Genomic DNA, 22,699 nt, shown 5'->3' with positions numbered 1-22,699 from the left:
AATATGCCATCCTAATATTTGAATGTGCAGTACTTTTCCTAAAAGACGCAATGCGTGACTGTAGTGTAAGCTCGACAAGAATTTTTTAGCAATCATGCTTTTGCACTATATCACAAATCTTTACCGACAATGACGCAAGCCAAACAATCATTTGGGGCCGGCTTAGATTTAACCTTTTGGAAAATATGCATCAAAACGGCAGGCATCTCCTAACCATTGATGATCAGGTGACTGATCTGCCAGATAGACTGCATGCCGCGGGCGTTTCACGATGACCCGTTTGGCGATCTGGCTGGCTAGATGCAGGAGCTGGTCTCCTAGGTCCATTTGTCCATCTTCAGGCAGTAGCAGATGTAATAACTGCATTTGCTTTTTGACCTGCGCCTGTTTCTTTGCTGCTTGCTGGTTCTGATCGCGTTGCGGAAACATCGGGTCCAGATACACCACATCGACCTGCTCGCCTTGCTGAGCAAGCTGCTGCAAGTAACAGTTGGAATCTGCATGGATCAGCTGGATACGTGACATGAACGACTGTAAAAATGGGTCTTGTTCAGCCTGTGCCTTAGTATATTCCAGCAATACAAACAGGATCGGATGACGCTCCACCAGCCGCACTTCAGCGCCTAAACAGGCCATCAGCAAACTGTCATGGCCCAATCCTGCGGTTGCATCGATCAAGCTTGGCTTTTCCCCCAGTTGGCAGGCTCTGGCAATCATCTCCGATTTTAAACTGGCTCTTTTTAAACGGGGAATCTCGGCACGCCAGTCCGGTTGCATTTTCATGCCGTTGGCCGCAAGACTAAGTCCATCACTATCGATGACCAAGGCCATGTCGGGATTCAGGCGTAAAAAACGGGCATTGATCTTTTCTGTCACATGTCCATTTAGCTCAACCTGTAACTCGGCCAGACGGCATTTCAATTGCTGAAATACCGGTTCATATTCGGCCTGATACCAACATCCGATCTGCATTACCAATGCACCCAACCTGTCCACCATGTTGCCAAGATAAATAAACCAAAAACTATACGGTAATATGCAAATGCCGTGAAATCATGTTTGGATACATAACGAATCAGGGCACGAATCACGATTAATGCAGAAATGAATGCAACGATAATACCGACAGCCAATACCATCATGTCATTGCCATGCAGTTCATGACGCATCTTGTACATGTCCAGCAAGCCCGCGCCCATCAGTACAGGAATACCGAGGAAAAAGGAAAATTCGGCTGCGGCCTTACGGGATACACCCAAGAATAAAGAGCCGATAATGGTTGAACCAGAGCGTGACGTGCCGGGAAATAATGCCAGACATTGAATCAGACCAATTAAAGTCGCCTGTTTAAAACTAAGGTCATCGACTTCCTGCGTCACAATCTGGTGCTGACGGCGTTCTGCCCATAAAATAATAAAACCACCGACAATCAAGGCAATTGCAACGGTAATGGCATTAAATAAATAGGCTTTGACCACATCGCCAAAGGTCAGGCCAATAATCACAATCGGAATAGATGCAATAATCAGGTTCAGACTCAAACGGCGGCCCTGTTCCTGACCCGTAAGTGCACCGATCAGTGCCCCCCACAACTTGCCCCAATATTCATAAATTACGGCAGCAATTGCACCGATCTGCACGGCAACTGCAAACATATCGCGCTTTTCAACCGTCCAGAAATCAAGAAGCTGACCTGATAAAATGAGATGCCCTGTACTGGAAATGGGCAGGAACTCGGTAATTCCCTCGACCAAGCCCATAATTGCTGCTTTAAATAGCAATAAAAGATCCATAATTAACCTTAATTCGCCTTACCTTGTTCTGGAATTTTTTTCCACGCATCATCACGTAAATACACAGGCAGTGCATGCTCGGCATCAACCCATTTTTGCTGTGCCGCATATACACGGGCAATGGTCGCAATGTCATGTGCGGTAGCCTTGATCTGTCCCCCTGCCATGTGCTGTGTGGAAACCTCCACGCAGTCTACAGCAGTTGGCTTAATTAATTCTGAACCCGAGCCAACCGGCGTGAATTTGCAATATGCAGATGCTTGTTCGTAATTCAATAACTTTTCTTCATCCATTGCCTGCATCATGCCCTGCTCATCCAGACTGAAGTTGGCGATATATACCTCTTGCATACGTGCATCGAGTACGGCGGTCACCTGGGTCAGGCCAGTCTCACGGTAAGCAGCCTGTGCAAGGGCTTGCAAGCTGGAAACTGCGATAACCGGCAAATCCTGAGACCATGCCAGGGCCTGTGCAACAGCGGCATTAATCCGGACACCACTAAAAGACCCGGGACCACGACTAAATGCAATAGCAGTCAAATCGCCCAGTTGGGTTTGCGTCTGCAACAGGGCTTGCTCGGTCAAAGGCAAAATGGTTTGCGTTTGCGCTTTTGGCCGGTCATCCAACTGAAAATAGAGCTCTTGAGTATCATCAATTAATGAAACAGAACACTGCTCATTTGCAGTTTCCAATGCCAGCAACTTCATGCAAAAACCTTAGCCGAAAATAGATAAAAACGTCGAGTATCATACTCCACTCAAACAGGATAGGCGAGTTATTGGCTTTTTTATCTCAATAAAAAGCCAGGACTACACCTGGCTACATTGAAACTTTGACTTTACCATGCGGTTAAAAATTAAAAGGTTGCAGATTTAAAAAATTTTTGTAATGTTCAGCATAATGCAAGGCGCTTAAGCGCAATCGTGCCGCCCCCTGCTCATCCAGTATTTTCACCACTTTTCCCGGAGAACCCATCACCACAGCGTTATCCGGAATTACCTTGCCTTCAGGAATCAGCGCGTTGGCGCCAATAATGCAGTTTTTGCCAATGACAGCATGATTCAAAATCACTGCATTCATCCCGATCAGTGAATTATCACCGATACAGCAACCATGCAACATGGCTTTATGTCCGACCGTGACATAGTCACCAATAGTGAGCTCAATACCGGTATCGGTATGTAGCACGGCATTTTCCTGAATATTTGAAAAATCACCAATCCGTATCACACAATTGTCAGCACGGACCACCGCGCCAAACCAGATACTGACCTGCCGACCAAATTCAACCTGACCTATAACAGTCGCTGTCGGTGCAACCCAGCCATCCCAAGGCTCATGCAAGGCTTTTGGACTCAATCCCTGATAGCAATACATCATGCTAAAAATCCTTTAAAAAAATTAGAACTTTGCGACACCAAAATGCGGTGGATTGACCAGAAATGGCCAATGCTTTTGATATCCCAGTCCATATTGGAATAATGAAATCAACATCCGCGCCGTAAGTCCCCAGACAACCTCGCTGTCGACCTGCATGCTCGGAAAATATAACGACTGACGCGCAAGGCGAACTTCGTATGGTAAAGGTGGAGCATCGATAAGCTCCTGTAAGGGAACAAAGAAAATCCGGTCAATCTCGGTTGGCTGGGCAATCAGCTCAACCTGAGCTGGAATCAGCCCGACAATGGGTTTAACAGACAAACCACTGCGTGCCCGCTGAATCGGTAAATCACCTAACAATTTCACATCAAAAGGATTCAGTGCGGTTTCCTCTTGCGCCTCACGTAATGCCACCACAATGTTGCTGGTATCACTCGGATCACGCTTCCCCCCCGGAAAAGAAACTTCCCCCGCGTGTTGAGACAGTTGCATGGAGCGTCGGGTCAGCAATACTTTAGGCTGGCTTTCCTGGGTAATCGCGATCAGCACCGCAGCGTCAGCCTGCTGGATTCGTTTGGAAAAACGTAACCGTTGTTGTAAAAGCGCGATTAACGATGGTTCTTCCATCTCAATTATCTCTTGTTCTCATTTTCCTTAATCTGCATCATAGCCGAATTTTTAGCAGCAATCATAGATCATGATGCGAAGTCATTAAAATTCGGTTATGCTGAGTTATCTCTACGGCTGATGATAATTATGAGCTTTTGCGTTGCGTGCGGACATCAAACTGAAGCAAAAATTCCACTAGGTGATCATAAAACACGATTGGTTTGTACACATTGTGGCAACATCCATTATGAAAATCCCAAAGTCATTTGCGGTGCATTAGCCCTGTGGGAAGATAAAGTTTTACTGTGCCGCCGGGCCATTGAACCACGTTACGGGCTCTGGACCTTACCTGCCGGTTATATGGAATTATTTGAAACCATGGAACAAGGTGCCGCACGCGAAACCCGTGAAGAGGCAGAAGCTGAAGTAGAGATTGAACAGCTGTATTGTATGTACAATATTCCGCGTATCGGACAGATTTACGTACTATTTAAAGCCCAGTTAAAACAGGGCCTGTTCGGCGCCGGTGAAGAAAGCATCGAATGTCGCCTATTTGAAGAACATGAAATCCCATGGCAAGAGCTGGCGTTTCCGAGCGTTGAACAAACGCTCAGACATTATTTTGCCGACCGTAAAAGTGGACAGTTTCCAACACATTTAGAAACGCTCGGCACACGCCTGGACCATACCGGTTAAATAAAAAAGACCGCATTTTCGCGGTCTTTTTTTTATCTTGTCAGGATCAGGATTTAACCTTAATGGCATTACATGCCGGGATGCCCTGATCAGCAATCTTGATCGACACTGTTCCCGAAAAACGTTTTGCTAAAGCCCGTTCTTCATCTGTCGGTTTAACATACTTATTCCGCTCTGTATCATTTTTCAAATCATCATACAGTTGATTGTATGACAGCTGATAAGCCGCATAAGTATTGGACCAGGTTACAGTATTGTTAGAAAAATCGGTGAGGTTAATCCCGGAAGCCTGTCCGGCAAGCAAGTTATGAATGTTAATCTTGGCTCCTGTACCGGCAGTGAGGTTGAGACCAAACATTGCGCCATCCACATTACCGAATTTCGGGTTGGACAAGATCATTTTTACAGAAACAGATTTGTCATATGTCGAAAACAAGGTCGCCCCTGTGGTGCCGATTCTATACTGGATCTGATCATTACTGTCGGTAATGGTGCCATCCGCGTTAACAGATTTGACCGTTCCACAAATACCGGACATATCTGTTGCTGTTGCATTCGGCTTAATATCTGTGCGTATATCGCCATGTTCATCAATGACGATGCCCATATCTACAGCAGGGAACGCATTATCCTGAAATCTAAATGTTAAAGTGGCATATAAAGGAAAGATATAGGACTGCTTTGGCTCGACATTGGCAGCGGTCTTAAAGATATCTTTTGCCAGATAGCTAGAAGGATTGACCCGGACAATATCAATTACACCTTTATAGCTTTCCCCTGCAATTGTCTGTTGCCAGGTACCTAAGACTTTAGGATCAATACTATCTGTATCTTTTAGCTTGTTTAACTGCTTGTAGATACTTTCTGTTCCTGCAATCGTGGTTCCATTAATCATCTTGCCTTGCTTTAATAACAAGTCTTCTGCGGCATTATTATTGAGATTAAAGCGTAACGGCTGGCTAGAATTTATCATCTTGCCAATCTGATCAAACCATGTATTTTGTGCATTGACCTGCATTTTTTGCGGTTTGACTTTCGTCGTCAATACATAAGGAGCCAACACCAGATCATTGGTTATGGTCGCAGGTCCACGCCATTGCTGACCATACCCTAAAATATAGCCCTGACGATCAGAGATTAACAGGAAATTCCCCATTGAATGCAATAAATTGCTGCTATTCTTGGTGCAATTTGCATAGATCTCTTTGTTGCACCCAAAAAATCCGTCCGGTCTTGGTGTGGCAGAAGAGGAAGTATTGGTCGTCTCACCACCGGCCTTGGTAATTGGCAAATCGGCTTGCCACACTCCGGTATTGGATAAATTTAACAGGTCTGTCAGCAAGGCAAGGGCCTGCTCATCCGAGACCTGATCAACATTCAACCATGGTTTTAAAATACTGCTATATTCACCGCTGATAAATTCTTGTGTTCCGATATCTTTGCTGATATTTGCCAAAAGATCTTTTTTGTCTTTGCTCAATTCTGTCGGCTGAATATCGCCAGCAGTATTATCCTTTCTCTCAATTCCCAATCCCTGAAATATTTTCACCAAAGCGACTGCTACACGTGTCGTATTATCACTCATGGTGAGCGATGCCGGTGTTTTACCGGTCATGGCGATGGCCAGGTCAATCAGACGTATTCTCGGTGGCGTAGCCATTTTTAGTTTGGCAATCTCATCAAGCTTGATTGTACCCAAACTGATTTTACGCGCTTCCGTACCTTGTATATAGAAGTTGACACTGTCACCTAACTTACAAGCACCTGTCACAATATTGCCTTCCAGTTTGGTGGCAAAATGATTGACCTTATCCGTACTACAATCGAAATTAAGCCCTGCAATTGGATAATCCATTACAAATTGCAAGCAGTCATTTGCTGTTATCGAACAACTGGTATTCGAGGTAATACCATCAACGCCTTTGCCAGGATCTCCATTAATTTTTGCACTTTCACCACCACAGCCATGCAACATCAATGCAAGCGTAGATATGGCAAAGGGAAACATTATTTTCTTATTCATACACTTCTATCCTTTTATTGCTTATTTTAAAGCAGAGATCCTGATCTGGCCTTGATTGGACAATTCGCTTTCAGGCACATCAATGGCCGAAGCAAGCGGGGTCATCATTAGATATTCAGCCTGCGGCGGAATTTTTATCACGCCCTGAATTGCTGCATGTTGCAGTAATGTTGTATTGACTGAGTTATTCTTGAAACCACTTACAGCCTCCTGCGCACATCCTTTTTTATCGAGAAATACCACCAGCGGCCAATAATAAACCGGCTTTTCATTACTGGCGGCATAAGAGGCAATCTGTATATATTCAATGCCCGGTTCCAGCTTGACCACGTCATATTCAAATTTTTCCTTCAATGGCTTCCTTGGCCAGACACCCACTTCTTTTTTAGGCGTTAAGGTCTTGATTGACTTGGTATAATCTTTTAAAAAACAGCGATCATTTTCAAAAGTGGTTGCCAGATCCTCAGCAGATAAACGGATATAGGTACTGGACAATACAATCGGTACTTCAGCTTTAATATTCCGGTTCAATAACCGGTTGAGCATCGACTGGCTGACCCCTTTTTTACGCTCAATGGTTTCCATACGCCCGGTACCATCCGGCATGCTATAAAAGCGTTTTTTGCCATCAAGATTAAATTCCTGCGCTTCCAAATACTCATTATTGACATATTCCACACCATCCACCTGAGTTAACGGGGTTGAGCCCGTTGTCTCGTGCTGCACTTGTTCAACAGCTGGTTTAGGCTTTGGCTGTTCTCTTTTGTCGGGTTTCTCGGCCGTGCTAGCCGGCATCACCGCAGGCAGAGGTGTCTGAACGGGAGCGGATGCCGGGGCTGAGGTGACTTTCGGTAAACCTGTTTTTACAGCGGGTGATTGCGCGGATTGTTTTTGAGTTTCTTCTGGCTTCGCTTGCTCTGCTGGAGCGGAGACAGCCGGAACCGTATGAGAGGAAACAGGAATACGGGGATGATACTTTTGCGAAGATGTCTCTGTAGCTATTTGTGTTTCCGGCACTTTCTGAACAGAGCTAATGATTTTATCTGGCTGTTTTTGCTTTTCTTCAACTTTTTTTACTTCCTCATTGTGAAGGTTCTGCTCTGGCTTTTGCTGGGCCGGGAGAGTTTTAGGCTGAGATTGTTTCTTTTGAGGAATAATCATTGGCCGCCCATCGGGACCAATGATTGTATAGAAGCCATCTTCAGCAGATACAGCTCCTCCACTGCCCAGTATCATCAGCAAAGTCACAAGTAGCGGCTGTTTCATCATTATTTTATACATTACCATCTTGTTCTATAGTTAATGCCAAGCAAGGTTACCTTGGTATTTGTTTTGACATTCAAGCCTGCATAAGGGTTTAATAAAATATTATCTACCCCGGTCTTGTTTGAAAGGCTACTTGTGTTGGCCGGTATATCATCACGACTACGTAAAAAACCCAATGACAGATCCAGATCGGTATCCTGATCAAACCGATAACCAATCCCTAAACCAAATAACTGTGCATTATTAATGGGTACCATGGTATTCCGCTTGTCGTCCGGAATTGAACTGGTACGGGGTTCATATCCCATCCTTAACTTCAACCGGTCTGTGGCAGAATATTCAAAGCCAATTCCCCAACGCCAGGAAGACTGGAATTTCAATGGCAAAGCCAGAGAACGGTCGGTGACATCATTAGATAAAAGCTTGGCAACTTTCAATAATGAAATTTGACGGTCAAATTCGAACCTGAACTTGTCCCAGGCCGAGAAGTCCGTCCAGCCCACATCAAAGTTCATTTGTAAATCAGGAAATATTTTGTATTTGATGCCTGCCTTAAAGTGCTGTGGATATTTGAAATCCATGGCGACCAGCCCAGATTCAACATTCGGGACATACCCCGGTAACCCCAAAATAGCCGCAAGGATTTGTCCGGTAGCAGAAGAGTTTAAGCCGGCAACCAGTTGCTGTGGTGCTACGGCATTATTAATTAGATACTTGCCCTTCAAACGCATCTTTGCTTCACTTTGATAGACCATACCAAAGCTAAAGTCGTCAGTCGGCTCCCAAAGTAAGCCCAGGTTATAACTTGGACTAAGCGATTGTTCGAGGGAAACATCCATCGCCCCCATTTTGTTAAATGGGTTCATGCCTTCTTTGGCATTACAGATACCAAACAATAAGAGATCGGTAATGATATCGCCATTGTCTTTAAAAGGCCGGCATACAACTTCATCGACCATACGTAACACCCCAACCATTTCATTCGGGAAACGTAAGTCGGTTTTCATTGCAATGGCTTGATAAGACATGCCAAATGATGCGCCTAAGGACAAGTGATCGTTGACCTGATAGCCAAAAGACGGCGACAGATAGGTAATACGCTCTAAAGCAACCTGCTGTCCCATATAGTTACTCGGATTACCATCTTCCGCTCCAAAACCAGCAACTAAAGGCGCATATACTGCCGTTGCATAGGTTACTTTCGAGCCAGGCGGCTTATAGGAAATCCCTGCGGTAGGCGCAACTAAAGGTGAGTTGGGGCCTAAATCAACAATCTTCTTTAATATCGGTACATAGATACTGGCATATTCCACATCGCCATGAACCGTTCCTTTAAAATCGGTACAGATATTGGAATCAATTTCAGGGCCATCATTACATACCAGGGGGTCATCGGAATAGCCAAAAACGTTATAGCCTGCTGGTGCTGAATAATCTCGTTTAATCGCGAAATTGGCCAGAATCCCTTGTACATCGGTTTGCAAACCATCTAATTTTGCCAGTGCAGCAGGGTTAAAATGAACGGCACTGATCCCTGGAGGATCGGCTGTAACCGCGTTTCCCAAAGAAAGAGATCTCAGATCTACAGATAAGTCTTGTCCTAACTGTGCATTGGCAACAGTAGATAAACCAGCAAAGAAAATGGCTATCGATAAAGGACATAATTTAAGGTGTTTCACCATTACATCTCCTTAACGAATTTTTTTGCCAAAACCTATAATATCAAGTGGGAAAGACAGACCAAGTGTTACATCTGGCGCATCTTCGGTTAAACCGATTCCAACGGTACCATTTACAATGGTTTCAGGAGATACCCGCACGCCCAGGGCAAAGGACAGCATGGCACTACTTTGGTCAGCTGACTCGTAGCTTTCACCCTGTTTGAAGTAGAATTTTGCCCCCGTATTAAAGCTTTGCTGGTAGGACATGGTCAGCGATACATCATAGTTAAATGAATAGGCAAAACCAAAAGCGAAACCACCACTAATACCCGGATCAAAGCTCTCTAAAACACGTTCTCCACGAAGTTGATTTAAGCCAGATTCCTTAAATCCATAGTTGGCAGAAACCGAAGTAAACAATACAACAGGATCAATATATTTACGGGTACTTGCCCCGACACCAACGGAGTAATATCCTTTACCTGTGGAGAGTTCATCGATACCAATCTCATAAGGACTATCCCCGGTTTTAGTCGAAAGGCTACCAAACAGGACTAAAGGCAAACGGCCTTGTTTTAGAGGGAACGGTTCCCAACGGGCGCCAAAATTAATATCCCCTAACCCGGCTGCGGTCTTATCTTTTAAGAGTTCTTTTTTCGCAACAAAAGGCAAGGATGCAGATAAAGTGACGTTATCCAGAACACCGTACTGTACGGTGAAGGTATTGGTTAATGTATGGTTTGCATCTTCTTCTATCCGGAGGCGCTGCAGCGCACTGGTGCTATCCCCTGTCGCAATATCCACTCGGCTATCACGATAATAAGTATAATCAATATCATAGTAAGATGAGAAAACACCTTTCTTGATCAAGGAGTATTGACGCTCATTTGAGGTAAAGACTTCCTGCAAGTTGGTTTCTTGCGTTGCATCGGTTTCTTTTTTCTGTAATGCACTCGCAGCCTGATCCGCCTGACTCGTTTCCACAGCTGGAGCAACAGGATTTACGGGCGTCTCATTAGCAACACTAGCCTCCCCGGCGGTCACAGCTGCTGCTTCATCTGTTTGTGGTACCGCAGTTTCAGCCGCTGGTTGCTCATCTGCTGCGTAAAGTGTTGATGTGATTGCGCTTAAACTTAACGCCAATACACTCATCTTCATCCATGTACGATTCATTTTACTTTGCATCCTATTACATTAATTTTACTGATTTTTCTTAACTATTTCCGCTTGTAATATAAGCGCATATACGTGGTAATCGGTTTGTTATAGTTTTCAGATTTGGGGTCTGCATCCAAGACCCTACGCATGGTAGAAGCTTTATCTGCAAGTTTTTCAAACCTTTGCGTTGGGAACTGAATATCCGCGAGGGCATACCGGTTGACCGTTGCATCTTCTACATGACGCATATCAGAATCTTGAAGCGCCAACAAATTCTTTTGATATTGTTCAGGAATATCAACTATATACAAAGTATTATTATCCCAGATCTCCTTAAACCTGATCTCATCAAAACTGATATTCCCCAAGGCCGGATCAGCGACATACACCCTTCCATCTTTATAAGCTTTATATACTACAAAATGTTTAAAACCTGCGTAGGTAATCGGCACAATGGCAGGTTGTTTTAAAGCAGTTAAATCAGCAAATTCTCCCCGATAGCCTCCGCTTGACAAGCCCAGCGCAGAGACAAAGCGCTTCATATCCAACAAGGAAAAACTACGGCGCTCAATAATGCGTTGATATTCACCATATTGCAGCAGTCCGGTCATGGTTTGCTGCTCTGTTAGACGTAATCCCCCATAACCATTTAATAATGTCGTCAGGGCCGCAGAACCACAACTATAGTCGTAGGCCTGACGAACAATTCCCCTGAATTGATCTTCAACAGCGGGTTTAATCACGACAGCTTCGCGATGATTACGGGTAAAAGAAGTATTACGGGAATCCAGGGTTTCTGTGTAATGAACAGTCCCCTCTGGCTTTTTCTCAAGTTCAAAGGCTTGCGTTGTAAAGTAATACATCAATGCTGAGCCTAAAGCGATCTCTAACATAATTCTCTTTTTCTAACTATGGCACAACTTGCCTTATTCGTTTTATTTTAGTGTTTAAAAACACTACATCCCTGTCTGTTGAAGATACCTTTTTTTATAGAAAAAAACAGCTTTTTTTTAGTTTTTTTTGACGAAATGTAATGAAAAATAGAATTAAGTAAAGTTTTAACAAAGTATTGTGACTGGCCTGACATTCTAAAATTATTAGCTTAAATTACTCTATTTAAAATAAAAAAAAGCGCACATTGTGCGCTTTCTTTAGAAGAAGGTATTAGTGACCAGAAATTGTGATCATAGAACCTTTCACATTTGCAGAACCGTTGTTGTAGTAAGTTTGTAGACCTTGTACTTCAACATCACCAATTGACTTGGCATCTTGACTGCCTAAATGTACGCCCTTGATATATACATCAGTTGCTGGAGTTGAAGCGCCAGAACCTGTAATGATACGTAAATAACCATTATTTGTGGCTTCTTTACCTACAACACTTACTGCAGCATTTACAGTCAGGTCAGTGCCAGTAGCATCAGCTACCTTGATGCTATCAAGATAGATTTGACCAGCAGCACGGTTACCTACGCTACCATCACCTGAACCTTGTTTGGTTGAGCTATCTACGATACCAAGATCTTTAAGCTCCAAACCACCTTTCATTGTTGTATTTAAAGCAATCATTGCACCTTGTGGAGCAGCACCCAACTGGATGTTCGCACTTGTTAAACCGGTTTTAACCGTCAAGCCAGATAAAATTGCATTGTAGTTGGTATCATCATTACCACGACGAACATCTGTTGTACTCGCAGCATTTGACCCCGATACGCCAATTTCACCTACATAAATGTCTAGACCAGACACTGCTGCAGCAACGTTCAGGAATGCACCATTGGTACCTGTACCTTTGTCTGTATCAATCACTAAATCAGCAAGGTTATGAGATGCCAGGGCACGAGTAGTATCAAGCGCATCACCAGCTGCATTCATTGGTGCAGTGATCACAACACCATTTGCCGTTGTAGCGCCAGTACCGTTTGATTTAATGACGATAGCACCAGCTTCACCCGTACCACCAGCAGACGCAGCCAAACCATCATTATCATGAATTAAAACTTTTTCGATTTCGATTTTAGAAATACCGATACCGATATTAAGACCATCTTGACCTGTTGCAGCGCTTAGTGCAGCATCATCCATTGACTGCATAGCCATTGCATTTGCGCTAATCGCCATTGAAGAAACTAAAACAAGTTTAGTAAACATTTTCATTGAGCACTCTCCCAAGAGCATTTATTTTTTGACTTTCACTACTCTAAACTGTCCACGGTCGTTTTTTTATTAATGACAACTAGAACTTCCAATCCTTGAGTAGTTCGCTTAGCAATTACTAAATTACCTGTTTGTTATTTTATGTTCAACTCCTGTTAACTGCTTTTTAAGTACAACCCGATAAACGGCATATAAATCACTCACTTCCCTGTATTTGAAAAACGATTCTAAATCTATGTAAATTTTATTTATTTCTTATTTTCCTTAACAAAAGACCATCCGCTTGTACGAATATTTCTCCATTTATCCGCTCACCGCCACATGGTTACAAGTGTATACAAAAATGCGTTTTTTAGTATTAAGGTGACAGTTCTATCACTTGTATAAGCAAACCAGAAACAAGCTCTGATCTGCACCTGAAAATGTCAGTTTTTCGCCACACCGATCATAAATTTCCGTCCCGCGCAGGTGAATGTAGTACAATTCACCTCTCCAAATGTATCTGCAAGTATTTTCGTTTTTATGTCTTATTTCCAGCAAAAGCTTAACACGCAACTCACTTCTGCATTTGATCTTCTAACAAAACTCTATGACTTAACGGGTTTAGTCTACTTATATGACCACAATGCTCCCGTTATTGCCTTTTTACCGCAAGAATTTTTAATTTTTCAGCATTCAGCCTTACAACGTTTCCAGCAGGTCCAGTTTAACCAATATCAGAAACGATCAGACTCCTGTTCTCCTATCGCCTTTTCAAGCTTTAAGACCACGGCCCAGCCCGCAATAACTGCAACCTCTTTTAATGGCGGTTATATTGGTTTCTTCGGTTACGATTACAGTGCCGGTCAATTCGTTAACGCAAGCTCACGTCAACAGCCCGGTTTTTTCCTGGGCCGGTATACAACTTTTTTAAAGTTTGAGAATAATGCTTGGTGTTTTTATAGTGATGAAAAACAGGCTGCAGCAATCTTTGAACAAATTTGCAGACGTATTCATCAACCTGTCCATGTTCCGGTAACACTTTCACTGCTGGAACAATGTCATCCGCGCTGGAGCAAACAACAATATCTGGCAGCATTTCATCAGGTTCAGGAATACATTAAAGCCGGTGACTGCTATCAAATCAATTTGACCCAGGAGTTTACCGCTCGCGCAGAAGGCTCTGTTTTGAGTCGTGCCCAAACGCTCTGGGAACTGACTCATGCCCCTTATGCAGGCTATCTTAAAATCCAGCAGTTTGAGCTGTTAAGCTGTTCACCAGAATTATTTATTGAGTTTCAGGCCAACCGGAAAATTAAAACCCGCCCAATCAAGGGCACCATGCCACGTTTTGATGATCCACAACAAGACCAAATTTCCAAAGACAAACTCAGCCATTCTAAAAAAGATCAGGCCGAAAATGTCATGATTGTAGATCTTCTACGCAATGACCTGAGTGTTTATGCTGAAACCGGCTCTGTTGAAACCACCAAACTGTTCGAAATTGAAAGCTTTAATCAGGTCCACCATATGGTGAGCGAAATCACGGCATCTTTAAAGCCGGAAATCAATCCGATGCAAATGTTATTGTCAGCCTTGCCCGGTGGTTCCATCACTGGCGCCCCAAAAATCCGGGCCATGCAGATTATTGAAGAACTGGAAGGCGCGCCACGTGGTGCCTATTGTGGCAGTCTGGGCTATTTTAATTTTGATGGTACCGGCTGCTGGAATATCCTGATTCGGAGTATCCAAAAATATCAGGATCAGTTATCGATGTGGGCTGGCGGTGGGATTACCATCGCTTCTGAAGCTGAAGCAGAGTATCAGGAATGTTTTGATAAAATTTCTGCCATGCTGGATTTACTCAATACATGGCAGACTTCGGAACATTAACTGTCACTTCAAAATTATAAAATGTGTGTTTTAAGGGTCTCGACCAGACGCTGATTCTGTTCATCTGTACCAATGGTGATACGCAAGAACTGATCAATACGTGGTTTATTGAAATAACGTACAATGATGCCCTGCTCACGCAATTGTTGCGCCAACTGCGCAGCTTCGTGTTGCGGATGGGTTGCAAAGATAAAATTGGCTTTTGACGGCAAAACATGAAAGCCCAAAGCAGTCAGCTCACTGACCAGTTTTTCGCGACTTGCCATCACTTTGGCACATTGCGCTTCAAAGTAAGCCTGGTCTTCAAAGGAAGCGACAGCGGCCGCAATTGCAAAACGATCCATTGGATAAGAGTTAAAGCTGTTTTTTACCGCTTCCAGTGCTGCAATCAAATGCGCTTGTGCAATCGCAAAACCTACCCGTAGCCCGGCCAGTGAACGTGACTTGGATGTGGTTTGACACACCACCAGATTGTCATAACGACTGACCAGCTGTACCGCCGATTCGGCTCCAAAATCGACATAGGCTTCATCAATTACCACCACACGATCCGGATTGGACTTCAGCACCTGTTCAATCTCATCTAGACCCAATGCAATACTGGTCGGCGCATTGGGATTGGTGATAATAATCCCGCCATTTTGCTGTTCATAGTCCGACACATTGATTTCAAATTTTTCATTCAATGGAATCTGCTTGGTGTGCACGCCAAAAAACTGGCTATAGACAGGATAAAAACTATAGGTAATATCCGGGTAAAGAATCGGCTCTTTCTGGATAAAAAAAGCTTTAAAAATATGTGCCAAAACCTCATCCGAGCCATTACCAACAAATACCTGAGCCACATCAACCTGCTGCTGCTTGGCAATCGCCTGTTTTAAAGCCATCGCATCCGGATCTGGATATAAACGCAAGGCATCGGCTTGTTCAGTTAAAACATCCTGTACAGCCTGCACTACCTTGGGTGATGGCGGATATGGATTTTCATTGGTATTCAGCTTGAGTAAATTCTGGATTTTAGGTTGCTCACCGGGTACATAAGGTTCCAATTCACGAACCTCTGGACTCCAAAAACGCATTTGTTGTGCTGTAAACGTCATTTTATCTTCTCTTATTTCCGCTCCCAACTTCTCCTCAAGGGAGAGAGGAGCTTGAAACTTATTTCACCTGTAGCGTGACAAGCCCCTCTCAATTTTAAAGAGGGTTAGGGAGAGGTTGCTATGTATTATCGTGCTCGACCACGATACTCACTTCTTGTTCAATCTTTATAACGATAACGGGCCGAACGCGCATGGGCATCAAGATTTTCCTGTACTGCCAAAACATCTGCTGCTTTTGCCAAGCTCTTCACGCCTTCTTCAGAGCACATGATCAGGCTAGAACGCTTCTGGAAATCGTAAACACCGAGCGGTGAAGAAAAACGTGCGGTGCCCGAAGTTGGCAGGACATGGTTTGGCCCCGCACAATAATCGCCAATCGCTTCAGGAGTGTAACGTCCCATAAAGATTGCACCTGCATGACGAACCTGCTGGCTCATCAGCTCGGCATCATCAAGACATAACTCCAAATGCTCAGGCGCCACCTGATTAATCAGTTCAACTGCTTCGGCCCGGTCTTTTACCAGCACCAATGCACCGCGATTTTGAATTGAAGTTCTGGCAATTTCAGCCTTTGGCAATTCCGTTAAATGCTTTTCAATTGCAGCGTCAACTGCATTTAATAATGCTTCATCCGGGGTAATAAAGATGGCTTGTGCAACGGTATCGTGTTCTGCCTGAGATAATACGTCCATAGCCAGCCATTCAGCGTTATTTTCACCTTCGGCATAAACCAGAATTTCCGAAGGGCCTGCAATCATATCGATACCAACCTGTCCAAACACTGCACGCTTGGCAGCAGCCACAAAGCGGTTCCCGGGGCCGGTAATTTTATCTACGGCTGGAATGGTTTCAGTACCGTAGGCCAATGCGGCAACGGCTTGCGCACCACCAATGGTAAATACCCGGCTTACCCCTGCCAGATGGGCAGCAGCCAGTACTAATGGATTCAATTCACCATTCGGCGCCGGCACCACCATGATAATTTCTGGGACACCCGCCACATGTGCCGGTAACGCATTCATCAGTACTGATGACGGATAAGAGGCTAATCCGCCTGGTACATAAATCCCAACACGATCCAGCGGTGTGACTTTCTGACCCAAGGTATTCCCCAGGTCATCGACATAAGTCCAACCGTCCTGCTTTTGTGCCTGATGGAAAGAACGGATCCGTTTGGCAGCCAGCTCCAGTGCCTCACGAATCTCGCCACTTAAACCTTCAAATGCCGATTTGAGCTGTGCCTGAGTCAGTTCCAGATCTGAGAATTGATGCGCGGGATGTCGATCGAACTGCTGCGTTAATTTAAGTACATGAGCGTCACCATGCTGACGAACATCAGCAATAATCTGGTCTACAGTTTGTACTAGTTGAGGATCATTAACAGTTTCAAATGCCAAAAGCTCAGCAAATGCCTGTTTAAAGTTCTGATCTTGAGTCGATAAACGTCGCATCAATTTACCCACAAGGTGAAAAAGAGAGCGATAAGTTTACTCTTTTTCCATACGCTTGTGGGCAAGATAACCGCAGTATTTCCTCAGCTTTTATGGGAAAAAGCTTTTAATGGAATTAATTTTTTAATCTTAGGTATTTACATCCGGATTGTCCCAATCTGCATCTTTTTGTATCAACCAGTTTAAAGCGCCATGCCGTTCCAGAACTACTGAAGCATTTAAATGAGCAGGCGCATTTTGCTGTTTTAGCCGGGCATCAACACATGCCCAGTCGTAGCGGTAAATCAGGTCAGCTTCATCCAGAATTTCCTCAATACTTCTTAATTTTACCTGCTGCATGAACGCTTGCAATGACTGGCAGCCAGATACGGCCTGAATCGCAAAATCACAATCTGCGATTTCATCTGGATATTTCAGCTCTTCGACAATCCCTAATGCCCACAGCAACACCCAATAGGCTTCATACTTCCAGATCATATTGATGATATCTTGCGGTGCAGCGCTTCGATTCAATATATTTTTTTCTTTGACAGTTAATTCAGCAGCAACTTCAAATTTATCTAACAGATCGAGAATAAAGTCTTCGGTTTCCTGATCAAACTGATCATGCTCCAGATCACATGCAACTCGTATGACAAGCAAACAGGCTATCACCCGTTTGGCAATACTTTCGGCAGAACGTACCACGGCCTCTTCACTAGATTCGATATGCGGCAACCAGTCGATATACGGAATGGCCTGTGCCTGTAATTTCAGGATAGATTCCTGTTTACGTTGCTGTGGATTTTTCATCATTTCTTTATAGTTTGGATCGATCACCAAGTTTAAACATAGAACAAAACAGCAAAGGAAGCATCTTTTTTAATATAAAAACCTATAAAAAAACCGTTCAGAAGAACGGTTTTTTTATACAGGCCTAGAAAATGACTTAACGGGCTTTAACCGCTTGCTCAAGCTGGCTTAAAATCGGATTAAGGACCGCTTGTTTACGCTTAAAACTGGCCTTGTTTACAATCAGGCGGGAAGAAACCTTGCAGATTTCTTCTAATGGCTCCAGACCATTGGCACGTAGGGTATTTCCGGTATCTACCACATCGACAATGTAATCACCTAGCCCCACCAAAGGTGCAAGCTCCATGGAGCCGTAAAGCTTGATAACATCCACCTGCTCACCGAGGCTTGCATAGTATTGACGGGTTAAGTTGACATATTTGGTTGCGATCTTTAAACGGCCTTTCGGACGTTCCATTCCGACTTTACCTGCCGTCATCAACTTACAATTGGCAATTTTCAGGTCAAGCAACTCATACACATGTTGCGCGCCATGCTCCATCAGTACATCTTTGCCTGCTACGCCAAAGTCCGCTGCACCATTTTCAACATAGGTCGGTACATCAGAAGCACGTAAGATCAGGATACGTACTTTTTTATGTGTCGTTGGAAAAATCAACTTGCGTGATTTGTCCGGATCTTCAAGTAAGTTGATGCCTGCCTGTTCAAGCAATGGCAACGTTTCCTTCAAGATACGTCCTTTACTGAGTGCTAAAGTTAAACCATGATCAAAATTGCCCATTACATCAAAATTTGGATCATCGTTTCTTAAGTCATTCATCCTTTTACTCGCTTAATCTGAGCACCTAAACTTTGTAATTTTTCTTCCACATGTTCATAACCACGATCAATGTGGTAAATACGGTCTACCAAGGTCTCGCCTTCTGCAACCAAGGCAGCCAGAACCAGTGAAAATGAAGCACGTAAATCTGTTGCCATCACAGGTGCAGCCTGAAGTTTTTCAACTCCGGTTACAACCGCATCATGACCTTCAACCTGAATATTGGCACCCATACGTGAAAGTTCAGGGACATGCATAAAACGGTTTTCGAAGATGGTTTCCGAAATTGTGGCAAAACCACGACCAATCGCATTCACCGCCATAATTTGCGCTTGCATATCGGTTGGGAAATCCGGATGTGGCAAAGTCCTGAAACTGACGGCCTTAGGGCGTTTACCTTGCATGTCGAGCTCAATCCAGTCATCCCCACGCGTAACTTCAGCACCCATTTCTTCAAACTTATCCAGTACTGCTTCTAGCAATGCCGGATCGGTATGGGTGGTTTTGACGCGACCACCGGTAATGGCAGCAGCAGCCAGATATGAACCTGTTTCAATCCGGTCAGCAACCACAGCATATTCACAGCCATGCAAACTTTCGACACCCGTTACCACCAGCGTATCGGTATCCAGACCTTCAATCTTGGCTCCCATTTTAATGAGCATCTGCGCAAGATCGGTAATTTCAGGTTCACGTGCTGCATTACGAATGGTGGTCACACCCTCGGCCAAGGCAGCAGCCATCAAGATGTTTTCGGTACCACCCACAGTAACCATATCAAAAACGACTTCACCACCTTTTAAGCGTCCGTCAACTGAAGCATGGACATAGCCATTTTCGACTTCAATATGGGCACCCAGGGCTTCTAAAGCTTTTAGATGCTGATCAACCGGGCGCGAACCAATTGCACACCCGCCAGGTAAAGATACCTTGGCATTACCATAACGCGCCAGCAATGGTCCCAAGACCAAGATAGAAGCACGCATGGTTTTGACCAACTCATAAGGTGCAAACTGGTTATCCAGAGTCGAAGCATCTGCACGAACGGTTTCGCCTTCGTAACTAATCGTCACCCCAAGACCAGCAATCAACTTTACCAGTGTATTTACATCTTTTAAATTTGGTACATTGGTTAACGTAATCGGAGAGTCGGCCAGGATCATTGCCGCAAGTAAAGGTAATGCTGCATTTTTGGCACCAGAAATGCGTACTTCACCCTCGAGCTTAACACCGCCCGTAATTAAAAATTTATCCATTAATATTTAAGCTCCGAAAAGGCTTGCTTTGCGCCATTCGTCTTTTGTCATTGCGCGAATCGTGACTGCGTGAACTTCACCACTCGCAATATAAGAATTTAGAGGTGCATAAACCGATTGTTGACGAGCAACGGTACGTTTACCTTCAAACTGATCATCAACAATACGCAGGTCAAATTTCCCAGCTTGTCCGCTCACTGCTACTTCTGCTTCAGGGAAAGCTTCTTTTAAAATTTGCGTGAGCTGCTCACTATTCATTTCAAGACCTCTTATACAACCATTGGTGTAAAACGAGCTATTTTACTATAACTTTTTCACATAATTCAGTAAGCAGTTTCTTTTTTTATCAATAAAAAAAGAGGCCCTATAAAAAAGCCTCTTTTATAAAATAAAAATTAACTTAAAAGTGCCAGCTCATGCTGGTACGAACACTGGATTTTTCTATGTTTTGCAAGCTGTCGTTTTAATTTATCAGTCAGTTTTCTAATGGATGTATACATATCATCAGCAGTTGCCTGTGCAAACAGTTCTACCCCCGGCAAACGTATAATTGCTTCAGCAATATGGTTTGCACTCCCTTTATGCGAACGTTTGTCTATTTGATGATCTTTAGCCAATTTGATTTGCATACTGTTCACATGGTCGAGATGCTTGGTCATTTGACTAAATTTTTCTTTTATATTTTCTTCAATTGCCGGTGTAATGGTTAAATGGTGTCCACGAATTGTTATTTGCATAATTCTATCCCTCACCTTTTTCTCAGGATACAAGAAATCGCTCAAGCAGATTTAATGCACATCAGTGGTACTACAGCCATTAAATCATTTCAGCGACTCCTCTAGTGATGATTAAAAAATTCATTATTCCGTAATAATGAACCAATAGAATAGTCACACCTTAAAATTCAGATCAAGACTTTTCTTTCAGAAGATGCAGGAATATGTAACGATTCACGATATTTTGCGACCGTACGACGCGCCACCTCAATCCCTTCTTGTTTCAGCATCTCGGCAATTGCATTATCTGACAAAGGCTTACGTAGATTTTCAGTCGAAATCAGTTTTTTAATCATGGCCCGGATGGCAGTTGATGAAGCCTCCCCGCCAGCCGTGGTTCCGACATGACTTGAAAAGAAGTATTTCAGCTCGAACAAGCCACGTGGCGTCAACATATATTTGTTGGTCGTAACCCTGGATACGGTTGATTCATGCAATTCTACCTCTTCTGCCACATCACGGAGCACTAATGGCTTCATCGCTTCCGGCCCTTGCTCCAAAAAAGCGCGCTGATGTTGAACAATACAGGTTGCCACTTTCAGCAAGGTTTTATGCCGCTCATCAATACTCTTAATAAAGTTTTTTGCCTCCAGCATTTGATTACGCAAATAGACATTATCATCACTTTGATCGGCGCGACGGATCATGCCCGAATAAAATGAATTAATCCGCAACTTGGGTAAAATATCCGGATTGAGCTGTACCTGCCAATGCAGCTCTTTTTTGCAAACCACTACATCTGGTACCTGATACTCAGATTCTTGCTGATCAAACTCTAATCCCGGATAAGGCTTCAAGGTTTTCAGTAAATCGACTGCACTCTTTAATTGTTCTTTTGATAAACCTGTTTGTTTGAGTAACTTATTTAAATCATTGGAAATTAGCAATTCATAATATTTCAGTAGATTTTTTGCTTCGGCAATAAAGGGAGTCTTGCCATCTAAGGTTTCCAGCTGAATTTTTAGGCACTCAGCCAGATTTCTTGAACCCACCCCAATCGGATCTAGACGTTGAATATGCTTTAAAACAACAATAATTTCATCTTCTTCAACATCTTCATCGCTCTCCATTTCTTCTAATAAGCGTCGAACAGCAAGCAGGATATCTTCTAACTCCGCATCCAGAAAGCCTTTGTCATCCAGAGAATCAACAATGCAATAAGCGATTAACTTGTCTACAGTAGAAAAATGCAAAAGATTCACCTGGTCCAGCATATGCTCTTTGAGACTGCGTTGTGCCTGCCGGTTATCCTCACGCTCTTCATATTCTGGGGTAGCCAAAGCTGTAGATTGATGGGTATAGATATCATCCCATTCAGTGTCTACAGGTAAATCATTAGGAAGATGATCGGCATTCAGCTCAGTCGTTAAGTCCTCTGTCTCTTTGGCTTCCAGCGTAGAAAGACTTTCTGTTGAGCTCATATCTTCAATTTTTTCAAGGAGGGGGTTGCTGTCCAGTTGAAGCTGGATCTCTTGCTCAAGCTCCAAACTTGAGAGCTGTAAAAGACGTATGGCCTGCTGTAATTGAGGAGTCAACGATAAACTGTTCGCTACTTTCAATCCAACAGATAATTTCATAGTTTTTCCTTGTATAAAAATAAGCAAAAAACATGCCTATAAAAATATTTATAACATAAAGCAATGTTTGCGCCTACAAGGAAAACTATATTCTATTGACTCATCTGTTCAAAAAATTAGCAAAATTATCAATATTTTTCAAAATATGCTATTCAATTTAATTTTTCCAAGGCATAAAAAAACACCCCTAACCATTTGGTCAGGGGTGTTTCGTATTTAAAAGCTGGCGATGACTTACTCTCACATGGCAAGTGCCACACTACCATCAGCGCTAAGAGGTTTCACTTCTGAGTTCGGGAAGGGATCAGGTGG

The 22,699-nt window shown here is 43.6% G+C and carries 21 protein-coding genes and 1 rRNA gene; 2 read left to right on the top strand and 20 right to left on the bottom strand.

Annotated features, from left to right (window positions below; all coding sequences use genetic code 11):
• Positions 1-168: 168 nt before the first annotated feature.
• From OC23_RS03915 to OC23_RS03895, 5 genes are all read right to left on the bottom strand, one after another.
• The gene (locus tag OC23_RS03915; protein ID WP_038342965.1) at positions 169-972 is read right to left on the bottom strand and encodes a class I SAM-dependent methyltransferase; all 804 of its coding nucleotides are present in this window, start codon (positions 970-972) and stop codon (positions 169-171) included.
• Complete coding sequence (locus tag OC23_RS03910; protein ID WP_038342964.1) at positions 972-1,793, bottom strand: undecaprenyl-diphosphate phosphatase; 822 nt, start codon at positions 1,791-1,793, stop codon at positions 972-974. Before OC23_RS03910 ends, OC23_RS03915 begins: the two co-directional genes overlap by 1 nt.
• An 8-nt stretch (positions 1,794-1,801) precedes the next feature.
• A complete protein-coding gene (gene tsaB / locus OC23_RS03905) occupies positions 1,802-2,500 on the bottom strand; it encodes a tRNA (adenosine(37)-N6)-threonylcarbamoyltransferase complex dimerization subunit type 1 TsaB (protein WP_038342963.1) in 699 nt (232 codons plus the stop codon).
• 142 nt (positions 2,501-2,642) lie between these two features.
• On the bottom strand, positions 2,643-3,170 hold the full coding sequence (locus tag OC23_RS03900) for a gamma carbonic anhydrase family protein (protein ID WP_161792257.1): 528 nt from the start codon (positions 3,168-3,170) through the stop codon (positions 2,643-2,645).
• 24 nt (positions 3,171-3,194) lie between these two features.
• Positions 3,195-3,800 carry a CoA pyrophosphatase gene (locus OC23_RS03895; protein WP_038342960.1) on the bottom strand — a complete coding sequence of 202 codons (606 nt, stop codon included), beginning with the start codon at positions 3,798-3,800 and terminating at the stop codon, positions 3,195-3,197.
• A 129-nt stretch (positions 3,801-3,929) separates the two neighbouring features.
• Between OC23_RS03895 and OC23_RS03890 the strand changes: the two genes are divergently transcribed.
• Positions 3,930-4,478, top strand: a complete 549-nt coding sequence (locus tag OC23_RS03890) for an NUDIX hydrolase (protein ID WP_038342959.1) — start codon at positions 3,930-3,932, stop codon at positions 4,476-4,478.
• A 46-nt stretch (positions 4,479-4,524) separates the two neighbouring features.
• Here the strand turns inward: OC23_RS03890 and OC23_RS03885 are convergent, their stop codons facing one another.
• The 6 genes from OC23_RS03885 to OC23_RS03860 form a co-directional block, all read right to left on the bottom strand.
• Positions 4,525-6,501 carry a hypothetical protein gene (locus OC23_RS03885; RefSeq protein WP_038342957.1) on the bottom strand — a complete coding sequence of 659 codons (1,977 nt, stop codon included), beginning with the start codon at positions 6,499-6,501 and terminating at the stop codon, positions 4,525-4,527.
• Positions 6,502-6,522: 21 nt separating this feature from the next.
• Entirely contained in the window at positions 6,523-7,770 is a 1,248-nt protein-coding gene (filE, locus tag OC23_RS03880) for a putative pilus assembly protein FilE (RefSeq protein WP_227505530.1), read from the bottom strand.
• A gap of 11 nt (positions 7,771-7,781) precedes the next feature.
• Positions 7,782-9,446, bottom strand: a complete 1,665-nt coding sequence (locus OC23_RS03875) for an OmpP1/FadL family transporter (protein WP_171194751.1) — start codon at positions 9,444-9,446, stop codon at positions 7,782-7,784.
• 12 nt (positions 9,447-9,458) lie between these two features.
• Positions 9,459-10,601, bottom strand: coding sequence for a transporter (locus OC23_RS03870; protein ID WP_038342950.1), 1,143 nt, complete (start codon positions 10,599-10,601; stop codon positions 9,459-9,461).
• A 44-nt stretch (positions 10,602-10,645) separates the two neighbouring features.
• Positions 10,646-11,479 (bottom strand): C39 family peptidase, encoded by an 834-nt coding sequence (locus OC23_RS03865; protein WP_038342949.1) that lies wholly within the window; start codon positions 11,477-11,479, stop codon positions 10,646-10,648.
• A 271-nt stretch (positions 11,480-11,750) separates the two neighbouring features.
• Positions 11,751-12,743 carry a DUF6160 family protein gene (locus OC23_RS03860; protein WP_038342947.1) on the bottom strand — a complete coding sequence of 331 codons (993 nt, stop codon included), beginning with the start codon at positions 12,741-12,743 and terminating at the stop codon, positions 11,751-11,753.
• Between the two features lie 522 nt (positions 12,744-13,265).
• Here OC23_RS03860 and OC23_RS03855 point away from each other — a divergent pair.
• Positions 13,266-14,615: an anthranilate synthase component I family protein gene (locus tag OC23_RS03855; RefSeq protein ID WP_038342945.1), complete on the top strand. Its 1,350-nt coding sequence runs from the start codon at positions 13,266-13,268 to the stop codon at positions 14,613-14,615.
• 14 nt (positions 14,616-14,629) lie between these two features.
• On the opposite strand, the gene hisC is transcribed toward OC23_RS03855, so the two are convergent.
• The 9 genes from hisC to rrf form a co-directional block, all read right to left on the bottom strand.
• Positions 14,630-15,715, bottom strand: a complete 1,086-nt coding sequence (gene hisC / locus OC23_RS03850; protein ID WP_038342944.1) for a histidinol-phosphate transaminase — start codon at positions 15,713-15,715, stop codon at positions 14,630-14,632.
• A 158-nt stretch (positions 15,716-15,873) separates the two neighbouring features.
• On the bottom strand, positions 15,874-17,166 hold the full coding sequence (hisD, locus tag OC23_RS03845; protein ID WP_038342943.1) for a histidinol dehydrogenase: 1,293 nt from the start codon (positions 17,164-17,166) through the stop codon (positions 15,874-15,876).
• Positions 17,167-17,295: 129 nt separating this feature from the next.
• Positions 17,296-17,958: a DUF4272 domain-containing protein gene (locus tag OC23_RS03840; RefSeq protein ID WP_038343228.1), complete on the bottom strand. Its 663-nt coding sequence runs from the start codon at positions 17,956-17,958 to the stop codon at positions 17,296-17,298.
• A 136-nt stretch (positions 17,959-18,094) separates the two neighbouring features.
• Complete coding sequence (gene hisG / locus OC23_RS03835) at positions 18,095-18,778, bottom strand: ATP phosphoribosyltransferase (protein ID WP_038342941.1); 684 nt, start codon at positions 18,776-18,778, stop codon at positions 18,095-18,097.
• Complete coding sequence (murA, locus tag OC23_RS03830) at positions 18,775-20,034, bottom strand: UDP-N-acetylglucosamine 1-carboxyvinyltransferase (protein WP_038342940.1); 1,260 nt, start codon at positions 20,032-20,034, stop codon at positions 18,775-18,777. The genes hisG and murA overlap by 4 nt, the downstream gene beginning before the upstream one ends.
• A gap of 6 nt (positions 20,035-20,040) precedes the next feature.
• A complete protein-coding gene (gene ibaG / locus OC23_RS03825) occupies positions 20,041-20,292 on the bottom strand; it encodes a BolA family iron metabolism protein IbaG (protein WP_004655594.1) in 252 nt (83 codons plus the stop codon).
• A gap of 137 nt (positions 20,293-20,429) precedes the next feature.
• The gene (gene hpf, locus OC23_RS03820) at positions 20,430-20,771 is read right to left on the bottom strand and encodes a ribosome hibernation-promoting factor, HPF/YfiA family (protein ID WP_038342937.1); all 342 of its coding nucleotides are present in this window, start codon (positions 20,769-20,771) and stop codon (positions 20,430-20,432) included.
• A 167-nt stretch (positions 20,772-20,938) separates the two neighbouring features.
• On the bottom strand, positions 20,939-22,387 hold the full coding sequence (locus tag OC23_RS03815; RefSeq protein ID WP_038342935.1) for an RNA polymerase factor sigma-54: 1,449 nt from the start codon (positions 22,385-22,387) through the stop codon (positions 20,939-20,941).
• 221 nt (positions 22,388-22,608) lie between these two features.
• A 5S ribosomal RNA gene (gene rrf / locus OC23_RS18555) occupies positions 22,609-22,699 on the bottom strand; the annotation flags it as partial.

The sequence above is a fragment of the Acinetobacter sp. A47 genome, assembly GCF_000805455.1.
In the GTDB taxonomy this organism is placed as follows: domain Bacteria; phylum Pseudomonadota; class Gammaproteobacteria; order Pseudomonadales; family Moraxellaceae; genus Acinetobacter.
Note: the sequence above shows the minus strand (reverse complement) of the source record. Positions and strands in the feature narration are given on the sequence as shown.

What these genes read in the sequence shown, in the direction of transcription:
- OC23_RS03885 (WP_038342957.1), bottom strand. Translation starts at nt 6,501, where the DNA reads ATGAATAAGAAAATAATGTTTCCCTTTGCCATATCTACGCTTGCATTG.
- murA (WP_038342940.1), bottom strand. Translation starts at nt 20,034, where the DNA reads ATGGATAAATTTTTAATTACGGGCGGTGTTAAGCTCGAGGGTGAAGTA.
- OC23_RS03910 (WP_038342964.1), bottom strand. Translation starts at nt 1,793, where the DNA reads ATGGATCTTTTATTGCTATTTAAAGCAGCAATTATGGGCTTGGTCGAG.
- hpf (WP_038342937.1), bottom strand. Translation starts at nt 20,771, where the DNA reads ATGCAAATAACAATTCGTGGACACCATTTAACCATTACACCGGCAATT.
- OC23_RS03855 (WP_038342945.1), top strand. Translation starts at nt 13,266, where the DNA reads ATGTCTTATTTCCAGCAAAAGCTTAACACGCAACTCACTTCTGCATTT.
- tsaB (WP_038342963.1), bottom strand. Translation starts at nt 2,500, where the DNA reads ATGAAGTTGCTGGCATTGGAAACTGCAAATGAGCAGTGTTCTGTTTCA.
- OC23_RS03860 (WP_038342947.1), bottom strand. Translation starts at nt 12,743, where the DNA reads ATGAAAATGTTTACTAAACTTGTTTTAGTTTCTTCAATGGCGATTAGC.
- hisC (WP_038342944.1), bottom strand. Translation starts at nt 15,715, where the DNA reads ATGACGTTTACAGCACAACAAATGCGTTTTTGGAGTCCAGAGGTTCGT.
- ibaG (WP_004655594.1), bottom strand. Translation starts at nt 20,292, where the DNA reads ATGAATAGTGAGCAGCTCACGCAAATTTTAAAAGAAGCTTTCCCTGAA.
- OC23_RS03815 (WP_038342935.1), bottom strand. Translation starts at nt 22,387, where the DNA reads ATGAAATTATCTGTTGGATTGAAAGTAGCGAACAGTTTATCGTTGACT.
- OC23_RS03915 (WP_038342965.1), bottom strand. Translation starts at nt 972, where the DNA reads ATGCAGATCGGATGTTGGTATCAGGCCGAATATGAACCGGTATTTCAG.
- OC23_RS03840 (WP_038343228.1), bottom strand. Translation starts at nt 17,958, where the DNA reads ATGAAAAATCCACAGCAACGTAAACAGGAATCTATCCTGAAATTACAG.
- OC23_RS03895 (WP_038342960.1), bottom strand. Translation starts at nt 3,800, where the DNA reads ATGGAAGAACCATCGTTAATCGCGCTTTTACAACAACGGTTACGTTTT.
- OC23_RS03900 (WP_161792257.1), bottom strand. Translation starts at nt 3,170, where the DNA reads ATGTATTGCTATCAGGGATTGAGTCCAAAAGCCTTGCATGAGCCTTGG.
- OC23_RS03865 (WP_038342949.1), bottom strand. Translation starts at nt 11,479, where the DNA reads ATGTTAGAGATCGCTTTAGGCTCAGCATTGATGTATTACTTTACAACG.
- OC23_RS03890 (WP_038342959.1), top strand. Translation starts at nt 3,930, where the DNA reads ATGAGCTTTTGCGTTGCGTGCGGACATCAAACTGAAGCAAAAATTCCA.
- OC23_RS03870 (WP_038342950.1), bottom strand. Translation starts at nt 10,601, where the DNA reads ATGAATCGTACATGGATGAAGATGAGTGTATTGGCGTTAAGTTTAAGC.
- hisD (WP_038342943.1), bottom strand. Translation starts at nt 17,166, where the DNA reads ATGCGACGTTTATCGACTCAAGATCAGAACTTTAAACAGGCATTTGCT.
- filE (WP_227505530.1), bottom strand. Translation starts at nt 7,770, where the DNA reads ATGATGAAACAGCCGCTACTTGTGACTTTGCTGATGATACTGGGCAGT.
- hisG (WP_038342941.1), bottom strand. Translation starts at nt 18,778, where the DNA reads ATGAATGACTTAAGAAACGATGATCCAAATTTTGATGTAATGGGCAAT.